Raw genomic sequence first — 16,518 nt, 5'->3', positions numbered from 1 at the left:
TTCATTCCAAAAAAAGAATTTATTTAAACAACATGATTTGCATTGCAGACAACAATTTTGATTTGAAATAAAGCCTTATTTTTGCATTAATATAAAACTTGACCAATTGGGGCAAATCAGCTACAATCCCGAAAACAAATCTCAAAAGATAAAACTCTATACCTTGTACTGGTTGGGTTATATTTTACTCTTTAGTATGATCCAGGGACTTCCGGAAGACGATTTCATTATGGCTTGGCGAAACGAATGGTACAGCGTTTTGCCTAAGATACTGTTCGTGACTATTATTGTTGAGTTTTTAATGCCTAATTTGTTATTTAAGAAAAAAACTGCCATTTTTATCGGTTGCTATGTTCTTCTGATTCTAGTTTTTGCATTCTTGCAGCGGCTAATTGACAATTATATAATATTACGTTATTATATGACTTTCTGGAAGAGAGAACCTCTTTTGTCGGCACCAGTCTTTTTGTACAATGTGAGTAAATTACAATTTGTAGTTACAACGCCAATTGCATTTAAACTTTTATATTATTTAGCAGAAGAAAAAAATAAGGTCCAGACGATTTTATCCGAAAAGCTTCAAGCAGAATTATCCTCGCTCCGAAACCAGTTCCATCCACATTTTCTATTCAATGTCCTGAATAGCTTATACTCTAAAATTTTGAACAAATCAGATGATTCTGCTGAAATTGTGATTAAAATATCGGATCTGCTTCGGTTTTCGATTTACGATTTGAACAATAAAAGTATCTCTCTGCAAAACGAAATAGATTATCTCAAAAATTATATTTCGTTACAACAGCTGCGTTTTGAAAATCAGGTTCAATTGAGTTTTAGTCTTTATGGAAATGTTGAGAATCATTTTATTGAGCCTTTTTTGATACTTCCATTTATCGAAAACAGCTATAAATATTGTTTAGATGAGAACAATCAGGGCTGGATTACAATTGCTATTAATGCAAGTGATGACTGGCTTGTAGTTAAAATTGAAAATAGCCTGCCTGAGCATTATAATACTATAGGAGATAATGTGCGCAGCGGAATTGGAATTGCAAATGTAAAAAGGAGATTAGAGCTGCTATATCCTGCAAAACATACTTTGACCATAAAAAATGAGATGTTAAGTTTTTTTGTTTCCTTAAAAATAAAGATAAAAGATGTCAGCAATTAATTGTATTATAATTGAAGATGAATTACCGGCCTCTATTTTACTGGAACTTCATATTGCGAAGTTTGATTTTCTGGATTTGAAAGGAAAATTTACCAGTGTTTCCAATGCGCAGAATATTTTAAAATCGCACAAAATTGATCTTATTTTTTTAGATATAAATTTACCGGGAAAATCAGGAATAGAATTTGCCAAAAGTCTGCATGCAGAAACCGCTGTAATTTTCACAACTGCTTATACAGAATATGCTGTCCAAGGATTTGAGATTGATGCTCTCGATTATATTTTAAAACCAATTTCGCTAGAACGTTTTACGAAAGCTATAAATAAATACAGTAAAGCCAGAGAGTTCAATGAAACGATATTACATTCTAAAAAACAAGAGAAAGAAAATCCGTTTATTTTTGTGAAATGTGAAAGAAAGATGGTGAAACTTTTTCTGGAAGAAATAAGCTATTTTGAATCTCAAGGCAATTATTTGTTGATTTTTACCACTACAGAATGTTATAAGACCTACCAATCCATTACTGAAATGCAAGAGAAACTGCCTGAAGGATTGTTCTGTAGAATTCATCGTTCATTTTTAGTGGCAACAAATAAAATAACAGGTTTCAGCACTAGTATTGTCAATATCCAAAATAAGCAATTGCCTATCGGAAGATTTTATCATGCATACGTATCTCGTATCTTAAATTCTTTACATAATTACCACTGATTTCTGTCGATTCCACTCCACTTCTTATGGATGTAATATCCATTACTATTACAGGGGTATGTTATAAAAGTGCGATATTGGTTATTTTAATTTGCCAGATTGGTAAAGCGCAGAGTTTAAATCAGAAAGTTATTGTTTTACCTGAAAACACTTCGGTAGAAGATTTCTCTTTTTTAAAGGAAGAAATAAAAGAAGCTCAAGTGGTAATGCTTGGCGAAAAAACACATTTTGACGGAAATGTTTTTGAAATGAAAACCAAGATTGTTGAGTCCTTGCATCAAGAAATGGGTTTTAATACCATCTCATTTGAGTCTGGTATTTATGATGTTTGGAAAGCGCAAAAAAACATTAATAAAGGAGTTATTACTAAAGAAGCCCTAAAAAAGTCATTGTTTACAATTTGGGCTAAACGAAAAGAATTTCAAAATTTCATCAATTATTTTGATCGCAACAAAAAAGATTTAAGCTTTATAACCTCATTTACCGCCCACCTATTTCCACACATTTATTGCAGCCCAGCTGCAGTCAAAAATTGTTTTGTCCATCCTTCTCAATCATGATAATCGGGAGATATCAAATAAAATTTTCTAATAAATAAAGTCAAACCATTGCTTTTATGGCATCGTTTGTTTAAATTTGTGACTCTTATGAAAAATTGGTGCACAAAATTTTTACTTTCAATAGTCATTCTCTTAAATGGATATGGGAATGTTTATGCACACAATAACATTGTTTTATATAAAAAGTTTTCGTTCTGTACTCTTGCAGATCATACTCAAAGTGAATCCAAATTAAATCGAGGACGTTCATTTGAATCTTTTAAAAGAAAAATATGCCTTTTCGATAATGAAGAAAACGAGGATAATTTTTCGGCTACCCAAAAACAGCTTGTAAAAAACAACTACTTTTTAATTTTTCATACAAGTAATCATTTTGTCGTTTCTGCGACTGCTTTTACCCAAAAAGTAAATAACTGCAAAATTTTCAGTTTACTTGACAATAAAGTATATCTGTTATTTCAGGTTTTTAGAATTTGATTTTTAACGCTATTGCTTGCCAATAGCCAATCACTTTATAGTTTTATCCTCTGTGTTCTTTAGTTAGATAATAGACGGATATGAACTTCTATAGTCTATTCCCAAAGACCTTTTTATCTAAAATCAAAAATAAATTACGTTTTAATGCTGAAATAATTATGAAGAGAATTTTCATGATCATGACTTTATGCGCCTTAGTTTTTGCGGGCTGCAATTCTAAAAAAGAAGAAGAAAAAGAAGAAAAAACCAAATTTCTGGTTACAAATCCAATCGAAAAAGATACTACCATTACAAAAGATTACGTATCACAAATACATTCTATTCAACATATTGAGATAAGAGCTCAAGAGCGCGGTTATCTTGAAAAAATATATGTAGACGAAGGACAAATGGTAAAAAAAGGTCAGCTCCTATTTAAAATCATGCCTGCTCTTTATGAAGCCGAATTAAAAAAATCAAAAGCTGAAGTAAGTTTCAGTTCAATTGAATATCAAAACGCTAAAAAGTTAGCTGATGAAAAGGTGGTTTCTCTAAATGAACTGGCAATGGCAAAAGCTAAATTAGAAAAAGCAAATGCTGAAATGGCTTTAAGCAAAGTTCATCTTCAGTTTACAGAAATCAGAGCGCCTTTTGATGGAATCATTGACAAGTTTCACGTACGTCAGGGAAGTTTAGTTGATGAAGGAGAATTGCTTACAGAATTGGCAGATAACAGCTCAATGTGGGTATATTATAACGTTCCAGAATCTGAATATTTAGATTATCAGGAAAAGACCGGAAAAAGCGGTAAAATGAAAGTTAATCTTTTGATGGCTAACAACAAAAAATTCCAATATCCTGGAGTTGTAGAAACCATTGAAGCCGACTTTGATAATGAAACCGGAAATATTCCTTTTAGAGCCACTTTTCCTAATCCAAAAAGATTATTAAGACACGGAGAAACAGGAAGCATTCAAATGCCTATCGAACTTAAAAATGCTATGCTAATACCTCAAAAAGCGACATTTGAAGTTTTAGACAAAAAATATGTGTATGTAATTGATAAAAATAATGCTGTAAAATCTAGAGAGGTTGTTATTGCTGCCGAAATGCCTCACCTATTTGTAATAAAGGAAGGTTTGTCTCTTCATGATAAAATACTTTTAGAAGGGCTTCGTCTTGTAAAAGAAAATCAAAAAATAGACTACGAAGTGGTAAAACCGCAATCGGTTATGTCCAATTTAGAATTGTATGCAGAATAACCGAATCTAAAAAAAGAACACATGTTTAATAAATTTATACATAGACCCGTTTTTGCAATTATAATTTCGATTATAATTGTCTTTATAGGTACGCTGTCCATCAAACAGCTTCCTATATCGCAATTTCCACAAATTGCGCCCACAACCGTAAATATCTTTATCGCTTATCCAGGTGCAAGTGCCGATGTACTGGTAAAATCTACCTTAATTACCTTAGAGAATTCGCTTAATGGTACACAAGGTGTTCGTTACATGGCTACAGATGCAACGAGTGCCGGAGAAGCAACACTTAGAATAATTTTTGAACCAGGAACCGATCCTAATGAAGCTGTAATTAGAGTTAAAACAAGGGTAGATCAGGTAATGCCATTATTACCTGAACTGGTTCAGCGTGAAGGAGTCGTTATTACTCCTATTCAACCGAGTATGTTAATGTATATCAACCTTTACTCGAAGAGCAGAAGCATGGATGAGAAGTTTCTCTACAACTATGCCGATGTAAAAATGATTCCAGAAATTAGCCGTGTTAAAGGTGTTGCGAGAACTCAGATTCTTGGAAGCCGTAAATACGCCATGCGCGTTTGGTTGAATCCTGATAGAATGAGAGCTTATAAAATTTCTGTTGAAGAAGTTATGCAAGCACTTCAAGAACAAAGCATTATTGGTCGTCCTGGGCGATTAGGACAAAGTTCTGGTATTGCTGCACAATCTTTAGAATATGTGCTGACGTATAAAGGAAGATATGATGAACCTAAACAATATGAAAATGTAATTGTACGTGCCAATTCTGAAGGTGAAAGCATTCGATTAAAAGACATTGCAAAAGTTGAATTAGGAAGCGAATTCTTTGATATTTATTCGAATCTAGACGGTCATCCTTCTGCAGCAATTGTATTAAAACAAAACTACGGAAGTAACGCGAGTGACGTAATTAATGATGTTAAAGCAAAGCTCGAAGAAATGAAAGCGAGTTTTCCTCCAGGAATGGATTATAAAATTAGTTATGACGTTTCTCAATTCTTAGATGCTTCTATCGACCAAGTTGTTCATACTTTGAGAGATGCTTTCATTTTGGTTGCTTTGGTTGTATTTATATTTTTAGGAGATTGGCGTTCTACTTTAATTCCAATTATTGCCGTTCCAGTATCTTTAATTGGCGCTTTCTTTGTGATTCAGCTGTTTGGAATGTCAATCAACTTGGTTACTCTCTTTTCATTGGTATTAGCAATCGGAATTGTAGTCGATAACGCTATTGTCGTCGTCGAGGCCGTCCATGCCAAATTTGAAGAATTTCCGCATATTACACCTTATCATGCCGTTAAATTAGTATTGGGCGAAATTGGAGGTGCCATTATTGCTATTACAGCCGTTATGGTTTCTGTATTTATTCCTGTTTCGTTTATGTCTGGTCCCGTGGGAACTTTCTACAGACAATTTTCGGTTACGATGTCGAGCTCAATTATTATTTCTGCCATTGTAGCTTTGACCCTTACTCCTGTTCTCTGTGCCATTCTTTTGAAAAACAATCATGGAAAACAGAAAAAAGGAAATATCCTGACAAAATCTCTAGATGCTTTTAACAGATGGTTTGAAAGACTTACAGGCCGCTATGTTGTGGTTTTAAAAACAATTGTAAGCAGAAGAGTTTTAACTTTCGGAATTCTAATTGCCTTCTGTGCTTTTATTTTTATAGAAAATAAAGTACTTCCTTCTGGATTTATTCCGAGTGAAGATCAGGGAACCATTTACGGAATCATTCAAACGCCTCCTGGCGCTACTTTAGAAAGAACCAATCAGGTTGCTCAAAAATTGCAGAAAATCTGTGAAAAAGTCGAAGGCGTTGAATCTGTTTCTTCTTTGGCAGGTTATGAAATCATGACAGAAGGTCGTGGTTCTAATGCTGGAACCTGTTTGATTAACTTAAAATCATGGTCTGACAGAAAACATTCTGTAACAGAAATCATGGAAGAATTAGAAAAGAAATCTAAAGATCTAGGTGCTGTCGTAGAGTTTTTTGAACCGCCTGCAATTCCAGGATTTGGTTCTTCTGGCGGTTTTTCTATGCGTTTACTAGACAAAACTACCAGCACCAATTATCAGGAATTTGATAAAATCAACAAGCAGTTTATGGCAGAACTAGGCAAACGTAAAGAGCTTTCTGGTTTGTTTACTTTCTTTGCCGCCAATTATCCGCAGTATGAATTGGAGATCAATAATGATTTAGCAATGCAAAAAGGCGTTTCTATTGGTAAGGCAATGGAAAACTTAAATATTTTAATTGGAAGTACCTACGAACAAGGTTTTATCAAATTTGGACGTTTCTTTAAATTATATGTGCAATCTGACCCGAAATTTAGAAGACTCCCATCAGATGTATTGAATCTCTTTGTAAAAAATGATCATGGAGAAATGGTGCCTTATTCTGCTTTTATGACTCTTAAAAAAACACAGGGACCTAATGAGATCACGCGTTACAACATGTATAATTCTGCTGCTATTCAGGGTCAGCCTGCAAAAGGATACACTACTGCAGATGCCATTAAAGCGGTACAGGAAACCGCTCTTAAAACACTTCCTAAAGGGTATGATATTGCATGGGAAGGTCTTTCTTATGATGAAGCTGGAAGAGGCAACGAATCGCTTTATATCTTTTTAGTGGTATTGGCTTTCGTTTACTTCGTATTGGCTGCACAATATGAGAGTTTTATTATTCCGTTGTCTGTAATTTTATCTATTCCTGTTGGAATTTTAGGTTCGTTTGTCATTCTACAAATAATGGGCTTGCAAAACGATATTTACGCTCAAATCGGATTGATTATGCTGGTCGGATTGCTTGGTAAAAATGCCGTACTGATCGTCGAATTTGCTGTATTAAAACATTCGCAAGGCGCGACAATTCTCGAAGCTGCAATTGAAGGCGCCAAAGTTCGTTTTAGACCCATCTTAATGACATCATTTGCCTTTATTGCTGGTTTGATACCGTTAATTTTTGCTTCTGGAGCGGGCGCAATTGGAAACAGAACTATTGGAGGATCTGCGCTTGGCGGAATGCTTTTCGGAACCATTTTCGGAGTAATCATAGTTCCTGGACTATATTACATTTTTGGTTCATTGGCACAAGGCCGAAAACTAATTAAAGGAGAAGAAGAAAGCTCTTTATCTGATGATTTCATACATCATGTAGATGATTTTTCAAAAAACAATCAAACGGAGGAAAATGAAGAATAACAGAAATATAAAATACGCAGGTCTTATCTGCGTATTACTCTCTATAGCGGGTTGTAAAACAACTTCTATTGTAGAAAAAACAGAAAATAAAACGGTACCCGAAAACTATGCTGATAATGGTTTAGACACTCTAAATACCGGAAAAGTTAAATGGAGAAGCTATTTTACAGATGAAAATTTGGAGAATCTGATTGATATTGCATTGAAAAACAATCAGGAATTGAATATTACGCTTCAAGAAATTGAAATTGCTAAAAGCGAAGTAAAAGCACGAAAAGGAGAATATTTGCCTTTTGTTGGTTTTAGCGCTGGTGCCGATTTAACCAAATCTGGAAGATACACCAGCACAGGTTCTGGCGAAGCAACAACAGATATTATGCCTGGCAAAGAAACACCTGATCCGCTTCCTAATTATCGTTTTGCACTGACTTCAAGTTGGGAAATAGATATTTGGAACAAACTTCATAATGCAAAAAAAGCCGCTTTAAACCGTTATTTAGGTTCTATTGAAGGAAAGAATTTTGTGATTACCAATTTGATCGCAGAAATAGCCGATTCGTATTATGAACTTTTAGCATTAGATAATCAACTAGAAATCACCAAACAAAACATTGACATTCAAACCAATGCTTTAAAAGTGGTTAAAATACAGAAAGAAGCTGCAAGAGTGAACGAACTGGCTGTACGTAGATTTGAAGCGCAGATTTTGAGTACGCAAAGTCTTCAGTTTGATATTCAGCAGCAAATTACCGAAACGGAGAATAAAATCAATTTCTTATTAGGGCGTTTTCCTCAAAAAATTGCTAGAAGCAGCAATACTTTCAGCACTATTACTCCGGCAGATATTCACGCAGGAGTACCTTCCCAGCTTTTAGAAAATCGTCCAGATATTAAAAAAGCAGAAATGGAACTAATTGCCGCAAAACTGGATATTAAAGCTGCTAAAGCGAAATTTTACCCTTCGCTAGGCATTTCAGCAGGGATTGGATATGAAGCTTTTAATACCAAATATTTACTGACTTCTCCAGAATCTTTGTTGTATTCTATAGCAGGCGATTTGGTTGCTCCTCTAATTAATAGAAATGCAATAAAAGCAGAATATCTTACCGCTGGAGCTAAGCAAATTCAGGCTGTATACAATTATGAAAGAACATTGGTAAATGCTTATGTTGAAGTTGCCAACCAATTGTCTAAAATTCAAAATACGGCAAAAAGCTATGACTTGAAGTCACAGCAAGTTGATGCTTTAAACGAATCTGTTCAGATATCTAACAATTTGTTTAGTTCTGCCAGAGCAGATTATATGGAAGTTTTATTGACTCAAAAAGATGCTTTAGAATCTAAATTTGAACTTATCGAAACCAAAAAACAGCAGATGAACGCCTTTGTTAATGTTTACAGAGCATTAGGAGGTGGCTGGAATTAGTAGTTTTCATAAATATTTCCATCAGAAAATAGGCCTTCTTTTGTGAAGGTCTATTTTAATTCGGAATGGAAATTGCTGCATTATATTAGAGATATTAAACCCTTTAATTAAATTGATAAAAAAATGAGTTTTAAAGAAGTTATAATTAATGCAGGTGCCCCAAGAGATTTACGGCATCTGCTTAGTTCTTTGCATATAGACCACCAGCAGTCGTTAGAATTATGCTGGGCAATCCGTGGCAGAAAATTGCCCCTTAAAGAATTAAAAATTACGCCGACTGGCATTACAGCAATGAATTGGCCCAGCATTTTGAGATAGAGAAAGAATTTATTTTTCCTATATTAGGAATGGAAAATGAACTCATAAAAAAAGCATTATCTCTGCCAGAAGAATAAAAAAACATTTTAAAAAAAATCTTGAAATTGAAAAATCATTAAGCCGCATTGAGGAAGATCTTGAAATATTGATACGTTTCGAAGAGAAAAATATATTTGTTTTAATCAGAAACAATATGGCATCTAATCAAATTACAGTAAACACGAAAGTTTTTTTTACAAATAAAATAATAAAGAATGTGAAGACCTCTTTTGGCTTTAAAAAAATCTTTTAACAATCTACTACTAAATTTCTACGTAAAAAATAGAAATTATAAATAACATATTTTAATACATAACCTTGTTTTTTTTAAACAAAAAATATTTACCCGCTCAATGGAAAGACACAAGATAATTCATCGAAATTACTTTAAACTTATGCTTATATCTATTTTTGTTGGGCTCTGTGGGGCATTGCTCGCATTTTCACTAAAAAAGCTGACAGAATTTTTTGAACGCTTCCTGTTTAATATTGCCAGCAATTATTCAATAGGAATAATTTTATTTCCTACCATTGGAATTACCGCGATTTATTTTTTGAGAAAATATGCATTCAAGAATAGGAAAAACAAAGGAATAACCGAAATATATAAAACACTTGATCAGCGCAAAGACCATTTGCCGCTATTTAAAATCCCCTCGCATTACATCAATGGATTTCTAACAGTAATATTTGGAGGGTCAACAGGTATAGAAGTATCCACTGTAGTGGCTGCGGCCACTATTGGGAACTTTGCCTACAAAAAGGATCTGTCTGCAAAAATATATAAAACGGAATTAATCTGCGCGGGAGTGACCGCGGGAGTTGCTGTTTTATTTTGCAGCCCTCTAGCCGGCTGGCTATTCGCAATGGAGGTTATTGCAAGGAAAATAAACAGAACACTGGTTATCGCCTGTACCTGTTCAGCATTGGCAAGTTGGCTGTTTATTTCTTTGTTTGATAATAAGCCTTTGCTCTTATATACCATTGCAGATTGGAATTGGACGGCTTTTCCGTTTTTTATTATTTTAAGCCTTCTTTCAGGGTTATTGGCAGTTTATTTCACACTTTTAGTTACCCGGATTAAAGGCCTTTTCGGGACTATTTCGAACAATTTCATACGCGTTAATTTAGGGGCTTTAACTGTTGGTGCATTAATTTACTTGTACCCAGGCTTATACGGCGATAGTTATGATGCCCTTCATGAGGTGCTGCATGAATCCATAAAGGCACCAGGCGTTTCATTTTTTTTCTTATTAATCATTACAATGCTAAAACCCCTGGCGGCATCCCTTACACTTGGAGCAGGCGGAGACGGAGGCGTATTTGCGCCCAGCATTGTTTCAGGAGCATTTCTAGGGCTGCTTGTCGCCTCTATTGGCAATGCTTATTTTTCAGCAGATTTAATCCCTTTAAACTTTGCCTTGGTAGGGGCGGCGGCTGCTTTATCGGCTTCTCTTTCCGCTCCCTTAACTTCTTTGGTTCTGATCTGTAATCTGCTTCCAAACGGATATTTATTGTTTGTCCCTATTGCGCTTGGAACTGTAATTTCGTATTTTTTTTCAAAAAAACTGCTTCCTTATAATGTATATTCATATGACTTTTATCTAACAGCAAAGCAATAGCCGATTAAGTACAGGGAATGAAATTTAGCCTGAACCGCTTTATTTAAAATTAGTTTTTTTATGCCAGCTCAAAAAAACATCAGTTTTTTGCCGCGAAGCAATCAGAATCGGAGGGATTTTTATGGCTGGCACATTAGGTATTAATCCCTCCTTCTAATTATGGTTTGTCGCTTCGCTTTAATAATATTCGAATACATTGGCAAAACTTGTAGCTATACTGTAAATAGTGCTGTCCGGGAACATCATATTATACATGATGGGTAATTGAAAGTTCAAATCTATCGGAAAAAACAATAAATTTAAAAAACATTGCACTTTAAGCTCCAAATAAATAAAAACTAAATACTGTTTTGCCATGCATTCTTTTTGTTGGCACACTTAAGAAGGAGAAATAATCTGTCTGCATTATTTTACACCTGTTGGCTATCAAATAAAAATAGAATTGAGGAACTACTAAAATAACCTTCGAAGTATTTTATTGAAAACATGCTGTTTCATTTTTCGATTCAATTACAGCTCTCAGTAAAAAATTTGGATTGGCTATATAAAAAAGCCTTTAATCGAATTAAAGGCTTTTAATCAACCAAAGTTAGGTTTTAGTATTTACTAGAAGTATTTCAACTATGCTCTATTTTTTTTACACGTACATAGGTTTATAAAACCACGAATTTTAAGAGTATCATTGGTGCCAAACTTTTTTTGGACTTGATACTATGAAAGGGATTACTTTTGTACCACAAAACTTAAATCGCATAAAGTAATTCATAAAGCTAAAGAAAGACAATCCTACCTTAACGATAACAATATTTTCAAATCCTCCATAAATATTTGTAGAATTGTATGCCATAAACCAATTGAGTTTTTATATTTTTTTACATCAATCCCCAACAGGACATCTAAACCAAATTTACAAAGCCAATGAAAGACAGACACTAAATATAGTAAGCCAATTTCTTCAAATCATCCAAAAATGATGTTGTAATTTGTCCCGTCCCCGTCACTCAGCCAGATGGCGCCAATTGAAGACAATTGGCGCCATTTTTTCATTTACACTAATAAATACGGTGGCTTTGAGTCATTTTTGCTTTTATTTTCTTTCTCTAAAATAATAGAAAAATTGCTTCAGCGTGTATATTTAGATCAAAAATAATACAAATAGTTAATTTATCATTCGATAACTTAACAGGATTCGAACCCCCAGAATATTATAGAAATTGACTCTATATAATCTCCAAATTGCTTTCAATTACTATTTAATGACAAATAATGAAATCTGATTTCAAAACGTATTTAAGTATATTATTGCTATATTTGCTTAAGAGCCTGCCAGCGATGCCATTCCGATTAAAAAAGCTGGCCGAACAGTCAAAACCAATATGTCATTTACTCCAGATGTCCAATATACTCAAAAACCATATAGCCAAATTTGCACAGGTATCAGACAATGACTTTGAGCAAATCAAAAAATTCTTCGACATAAAACAAACGTGTAAAAAAGAGAACCTGCTAAAGGAGGGACAGATCTGCCGTCATCATTATTTTGTTTTGGACGGCCTGCTTAGAAAGTTTTATATTAACGAGAAAGGTACCGAACAAACCACGGAATTTGCCATAGAAACATGGTGGCTTACCGATAACTTTGCCTACGAGAACCAGCTCGCGACAGAATTTTATATTCAGGCAGTAGAGAAATCAACATTGCTTTACATCACTTTGGAGAAGCAGCAGAAGCTACTGGAAGAGTTTCCGGTAATGGAGCGCTATTTCCGTTTTGTCTACCAGAGGGCTTATGCAGCCGCACAGAAACGCATCAAATTTCTTTTCTCGTTCTCTAAGGAAGAGTTTTATTTCCAGGCAGTCAGAAACCACCCCGAATTCATCCAGCGTGTTCCCCAATACCTCATCGCTTCCTATCTAGGATTCACGCCCGAATACTTGAGCGAAATACGCAAAAGGCTTCTTTCTTAAACCAGTTTAAGTTTTTTCCTTTCCCTATTATTGAATTTTGCATTGAACAATTTTAAAAGAATAATACAATGCAAAAACGACTTAACATTAAGCAGGCCGCTCCGGATGCACTAAAAGCGATGATAGGACTTGAAAGCTACCTTTCAAAAATTTCCATATCCAAGACAGCCAAAGAACTCATAAAGATACGTGCCTCGCAGATCAACGGCTGTGCCTACTGCATCAACATCCACACTCAGGACGCCGTTAAAAACGGCGAGTCAAACCAGCGCATTTTTCTCTTGAGTGCTTGGAGAGAAGCTGGGGACATTTTTACAGAAGAGGAAAAAGTGGTGCTCGCGGTAACTGAAGAGATAACATTAATTCATGAGAACGGATTAACGGATGAAACCTATACAAAGGCCTTACACTATTTCAGTGAAAGCCAGATAGCAGATATAATAACGGCCGTCATAACAATCAATCTTTGGAACAGGGTTGTTCTCAGTACCCACCTCCGAATAGGAGAAAGTCTTGCATAACTTGCAAAAAACTAGTTTAATTACGATGCATCCAAAAGTTTAGAATTATAATTAAATTTGAAGACAATAAGCCCGATTTGTTTCGGGCTTATTGCTTTTACGAAAAACTCATTTAAAAGCACCAATTAGGATAGAAATGCTCCAGTGGAACAACAATCAAATAATTCATACAGCCAAAGAAAGACAATCCTGCCTTAACTTAAACAATCTTTTAAAATCCTGCATAAATTTTGTAAATTTATATATCAGTTTAATGCGATGGATCAATTGAGTTTTTACAATTTTTGCATCAATCCCCAACAGGACATCTAAACCAAATTTACAACGCCAATGAAAGACAGACACTATAGTAAGCCAATTTCTTCAAATCATCCAAAAAAGATGTTGTAATTTGTCCTGTTCCCGTCACTACTAAAAAAACGCTAAAACTTAGGTTTTAGCGTTTTTTTTTAGAGCTTTTCAATATTATTCAACAAGCTTTTACTTCAAAAAATTACTGATCTGCCAATCCTACTAAGTTAATAATTAAGAATTTTAACCTCTGATAAACCGTACAAATACAGAGAAATTACGCTAAAAACAATTTAACAGTTAAAAATTTAAATAAAAAAACTATTCTTATTAAATTTTATATCGTAATATTGCAATATAAATATAATACAATGGGAGCAACAAAAACAGATCATTTTACAGAAAGCCAGAATGAGCTGGCTATTTTAGCGAAAGCGTTAGGACATCCTGCGCGTATTGCCATTATGGAGTATTTATTAAAAGTGGATGCCTGCATCTGCGGAGATATTGTAAACGAGCTTCCTCTTTCACAGCCGACAGTTTCCCAGCATTTAAAAGAATTAAAAAATGCCGGCCTCATTAAAGGAAGCATCGAAGGAAATTCAATTTGCTATTGTATCAATGAACCAGGGCTCGAAAAGATAAAAGGATTCTTCGAGTATATATCAGAACATTTAGCAAAAAAGAAAAATGAATGCTGTTAATTTTAAACATATGGAAATCAGAAAACTTTTAGCCGAAGACTGGAATCAAGTAAAATTAATCTATCAAAAAGGAATTGATACTGGCAACGCCACGTTCCAGACCAGCGCCCCTTCGTGGGAAGACTGGGATCAGTCGCATCTTACATCCTGCAGAATTGTGATGGAAGAAGACTCCATAGTAATAGGATGGGCTGCCCTTACGCCTGTTTCATCCCGTTGCGTATATGCTGGAGTTGCGGAAGTAAGCGTATATGTGGATCCTGCGCATTCAGGAAAAGGAATTGGTCTTGCTCTCTTAAATGAACTTGTAAATCAAAGTGAAGCAGAAGGCATCTGGACGCTTCAGGCAGGAATATTTCCTGAGAATATAGGAAGCCTACGCATCCATGAAAAAGCAGGTTTCAGGATACTTGGAATAAGAGAGAAAATTGGAAAACAGAATGGTATCTGGAGAGATACTGCGCTTCTTGAAAGAAGAAGCCCTGCCATTATTTAATAAAAAATATAGTTTAACTAAATAGAAAAAATCATGAAACTTTCAGAAATTAAAGAAGTGCTTAAGACGGTTGAAGCTGTAAATTTTGAACTGCCTAACGGCACATTTGTACCAGAATATTTTCACGTAACTGAAGTAGGTTTAGTTACCAAAAATTTCATTGACTGCGGAGGAACAGTTAGAAAAGAAACAGTTGTAAACTTCCAGCTTTGGGATGCCAACGACTACGAACACAGGCTTAAACCGCAGAAACTGATCCATATAATCGAACTTTCAGAAAAAGTGCTTGGAATTGAGGATCATGAAATTGAAGTGGAATACCAAAACACAACTATCGGTAAATACGATTTAGATTTTGATGGACAAAACTTCACTTTACTTAACAAGCAGACAGCCTGTCTTGCTCAGGAACACTGCGGTATTCCATCTGATAAGCCTAAGGTAAAATTATCTCAGCTAAATTCTGATAACGGCTCTTCGTGCACTCCAGGTGGAGGATGCTGCTAATACATACATTTATGGATAGAAAAGAACATTGGGAAAACGTTTTTTCAACTAAAAAAGAAAATGAAGTAAGCTGGTATCAAACAAATCCTGAAACGTCGATAAAAGCTATTCTAAATGCTAATTTGCCAAAAAATGCAAAAATTATTGATATTGGGGGCGGTGACAGCTACCTAATTGATAAATTGCTTGATTTAGGATATACGAATCTTTATCTTTTGGATATTTCTGAAAAGGCCATCAATCGAATCAAAAATCGTCTGAACGAGAAATCTCAATATGTATCATTTATTGTTTCGGACATTTTAGAGTTTGATACTGATGAAACATTTGATTTTTGGCACGACCGGGCTTCATTTCATTTCTTAACTTCTAAAGAGGAAATAGAAAAATACAAGTCAATTGCTGAAAAATACACAATTGCAAATGCCAATCTTTTTATGGGAACTTTTTCAGAATCTGGCCCCACAAAATGCAGTGGACTGGAAATAACACAATATTCTGAATCAAAACTAGATAAGATTTTTTCTGATACTTTTCTCAAAATGGAATGCTTTACCGAAAATCATCAGACTCCCTTTGAAACAGTACAGAATTTTATTTTTTGCCATTTTAAAAAGAAACCATAATGTATGCAGATTTAACAAAAACAATTGAATCTTTGCCTTTTGCATTCTTGTCTGAAGACAGAAAACAAATATTGCAGCCATTAATTGAATTTATTCAAGTCAAAACAACCAATCAGCAGAAAGTACGACTTAATTTGATTTGTACCCATAATTCGAGAAGAAGCCATTTGTCGCAGGTTTGGGCACAGACTGCAGCCGCATATTACAATATAAAGAATGTTTCATGCTATTCTGGAGGAACTGAAGCTACTGCTCTATTCCCAATGGTAGCTGAGACCTTAAAAAGTTCTGGCTTTAAAATTAAACCAATTTCAGAGGGACCAAATCCTGTATACTCGATAAAATATTCAGCTGATGAACCACCTGTTATCGGTTTTTCTAAAACCTATGATGATGATTTCAATCCTGAAAGCGGATTTGCGGCAATAATGACCTGCTCGCAGGCTGACGGCGGATGCCCATTTATAGCAGGTGCCGAGAAAAGGATCCCGATTACTTTTGAAGATCCTAAGATTTCTGACGGAACTCCTCAACAGAAAGAAATTTATCTGGAACGAAGCCTCCAAATAGCAGCCGAAATGTTTTATGTGTTTTCACAAATAAAAAAATAA

The 16,518-nt window shown here is 34.7% G+C and carries 14 protein-coding genes; all 14 read left to right on the top strand.

What is annotated here, in order from left to right; all coding sequences use genetic code 11:
- Positions 1–106 precede the first annotated feature (106 nt).
- Positions 107–1,171, top strand: a complete 1,065-nt coding sequence (locus tag H600_RS0115975) for a sensor histidine kinase (RefSeq protein WP_157509936.1) — start codon at positions 107–109, stop codon at positions 1,169–1,171.
- Positions 1,158–1,883, top strand: a complete 726-nt coding sequence (locus tag H600_RS0115970; RefSeq protein WP_026729730.1) for a LytR/AlgR family response regulator transcription factor — start codon at positions 1,158–1,160, stop codon at positions 1,881–1,883. The genes H600_RS0115975 and H600_RS0115970 overlap by 14 nt, the downstream gene beginning before the upstream one ends.
- A gap of 77 nt (positions 1,884–1,960) precedes the next feature.
- Entirely contained in the window at positions 1,961–2,443 is a 483-nt protein-coding gene (locus tag H600_RS0115965) for a TraB/GumN family protein (RefSeq protein ID WP_157509935.1), read from the top strand.
- 635 nt (positions 2,444–3,078) lie between these two features.
- Positions 3,079–4,161, top strand: a complete 1,083-nt coding sequence (locus tag H600_RS0115955) for an efflux RND transporter periplasmic adaptor subunit (RefSeq protein WP_026729727.1) — start codon at positions 3,079–3,081, stop codon at positions 4,159–4,161.
- A 21-nt stretch (positions 4,162–4,182) separates the two neighbouring features.
- Positions 4,183–7,389, top strand: a complete 3,207-nt coding sequence (locus tag H600_RS0115950) for an efflux RND transporter permease subunit (RefSeq protein WP_026729726.1) — start codon at positions 4,183–4,185, stop codon at positions 7,387–7,389.
- Positions 7,379–8,815 (top strand): TolC family protein, encoded by a 1,437-nt coding sequence (locus H600_RS0115945; protein WP_026729725.1) that lies wholly within the window; start codon positions 7,379–7,381, stop codon positions 8,813–8,815. Before H600_RS0115950 ends, H600_RS0115945 begins: the two co-directional genes overlap by 11 nt.
- Positions 8,816–9,567: 752 nt before the next feature.
- Positions 9,568–10,794 (top strand): chloride channel protein, encoded by a 1,227-nt coding sequence (locus tag H600_RS0115935; RefSeq protein ID WP_342446976.1) that lies wholly within the window; start codon positions 9,568–9,570, stop codon positions 10,792–10,794.
- 1,392 nt (positions 10,795–12,186) lie between these two features.
- Positions 12,187–12,762, top strand: a complete 576-nt coding sequence (locus H600_RS0115925; RefSeq protein WP_026729722.1) for a Crp/Fnr family transcriptional regulator — start codon at positions 12,187–12,189, stop codon at positions 12,760–12,762.
- 68 nt (positions 12,763–12,830) lie between these two features.
- On the top strand, positions 12,831–13,283 hold the full coding sequence (locus H600_RS0115920; protein WP_026729721.1) for a carboxymuconolactone decarboxylase family protein: 453 nt from the start codon (positions 12,831–12,833) through the stop codon (positions 13,281–13,283).
- A gap of 662 nt (positions 13,284–13,945) precedes the next feature.
- Positions 13,946–14,278, top strand: a complete 333-nt coding sequence (locus H600_RS0115915) for an ArsR/SmtB family transcription factor (RefSeq protein WP_026729720.1) — start codon at positions 13,946–13,948, stop codon at positions 14,276–14,278.
- Positions 14,279–14,288: 10 nt separating this feature from the next.
- Entirely contained in the window at positions 14,289–14,774 is a 486-nt protein-coding gene (locus H600_RS0115910; RefSeq protein ID WP_026729719.1) for a GNAT family N-acetyltransferase, read from the top strand.
- Positions 14,775–14,807: 33 nt separating this feature from the next.
- Positions 14,808–15,281 carry a DUF6428 family protein gene (locus H600_RS0115905; protein WP_026729718.1) on the top strand — a complete coding sequence of 158 codons (474 nt, stop codon included), beginning with the start codon at positions 14,808–14,810 and terminating at the stop codon, positions 15,279–15,281.
- 11 nt (positions 15,282–15,292) lie between these two features.
- Complete coding sequence (locus H600_RS0115900; protein WP_026729717.1) at positions 15,293–15,907, top strand: class I SAM-dependent methyltransferase; 615 nt, start codon at positions 15,293–15,295, stop codon at positions 15,905–15,907.
- On the top strand, positions 15,907–16,518 hold the full coding sequence (locus tag H600_RS0115895) for an arsenate-mycothiol transferase ArsC (protein WP_245176581.1): 612 nt from the start codon (positions 15,907–15,909) through the stop codon (positions 16,516–16,518). The genes H600_RS0115900 and H600_RS0115895 overlap by 1 nt, the downstream gene beginning before the upstream one ends.

It is taken from the genome of Flavobacterium denitrificans DSM 15936 (genome assembly GCF_000425445.1).
GTDB classification, from domain to species: domain Bacteria; phylum Bacteroidota; class Bacteroidia; order Flavobacteriales; family Flavobacteriaceae; genus Flavobacterium; species Flavobacterium denitrificans.
Note: the sequence above shows the minus strand (reverse complement) of the source record. Positions and strands in the feature narration are given on the sequence as shown.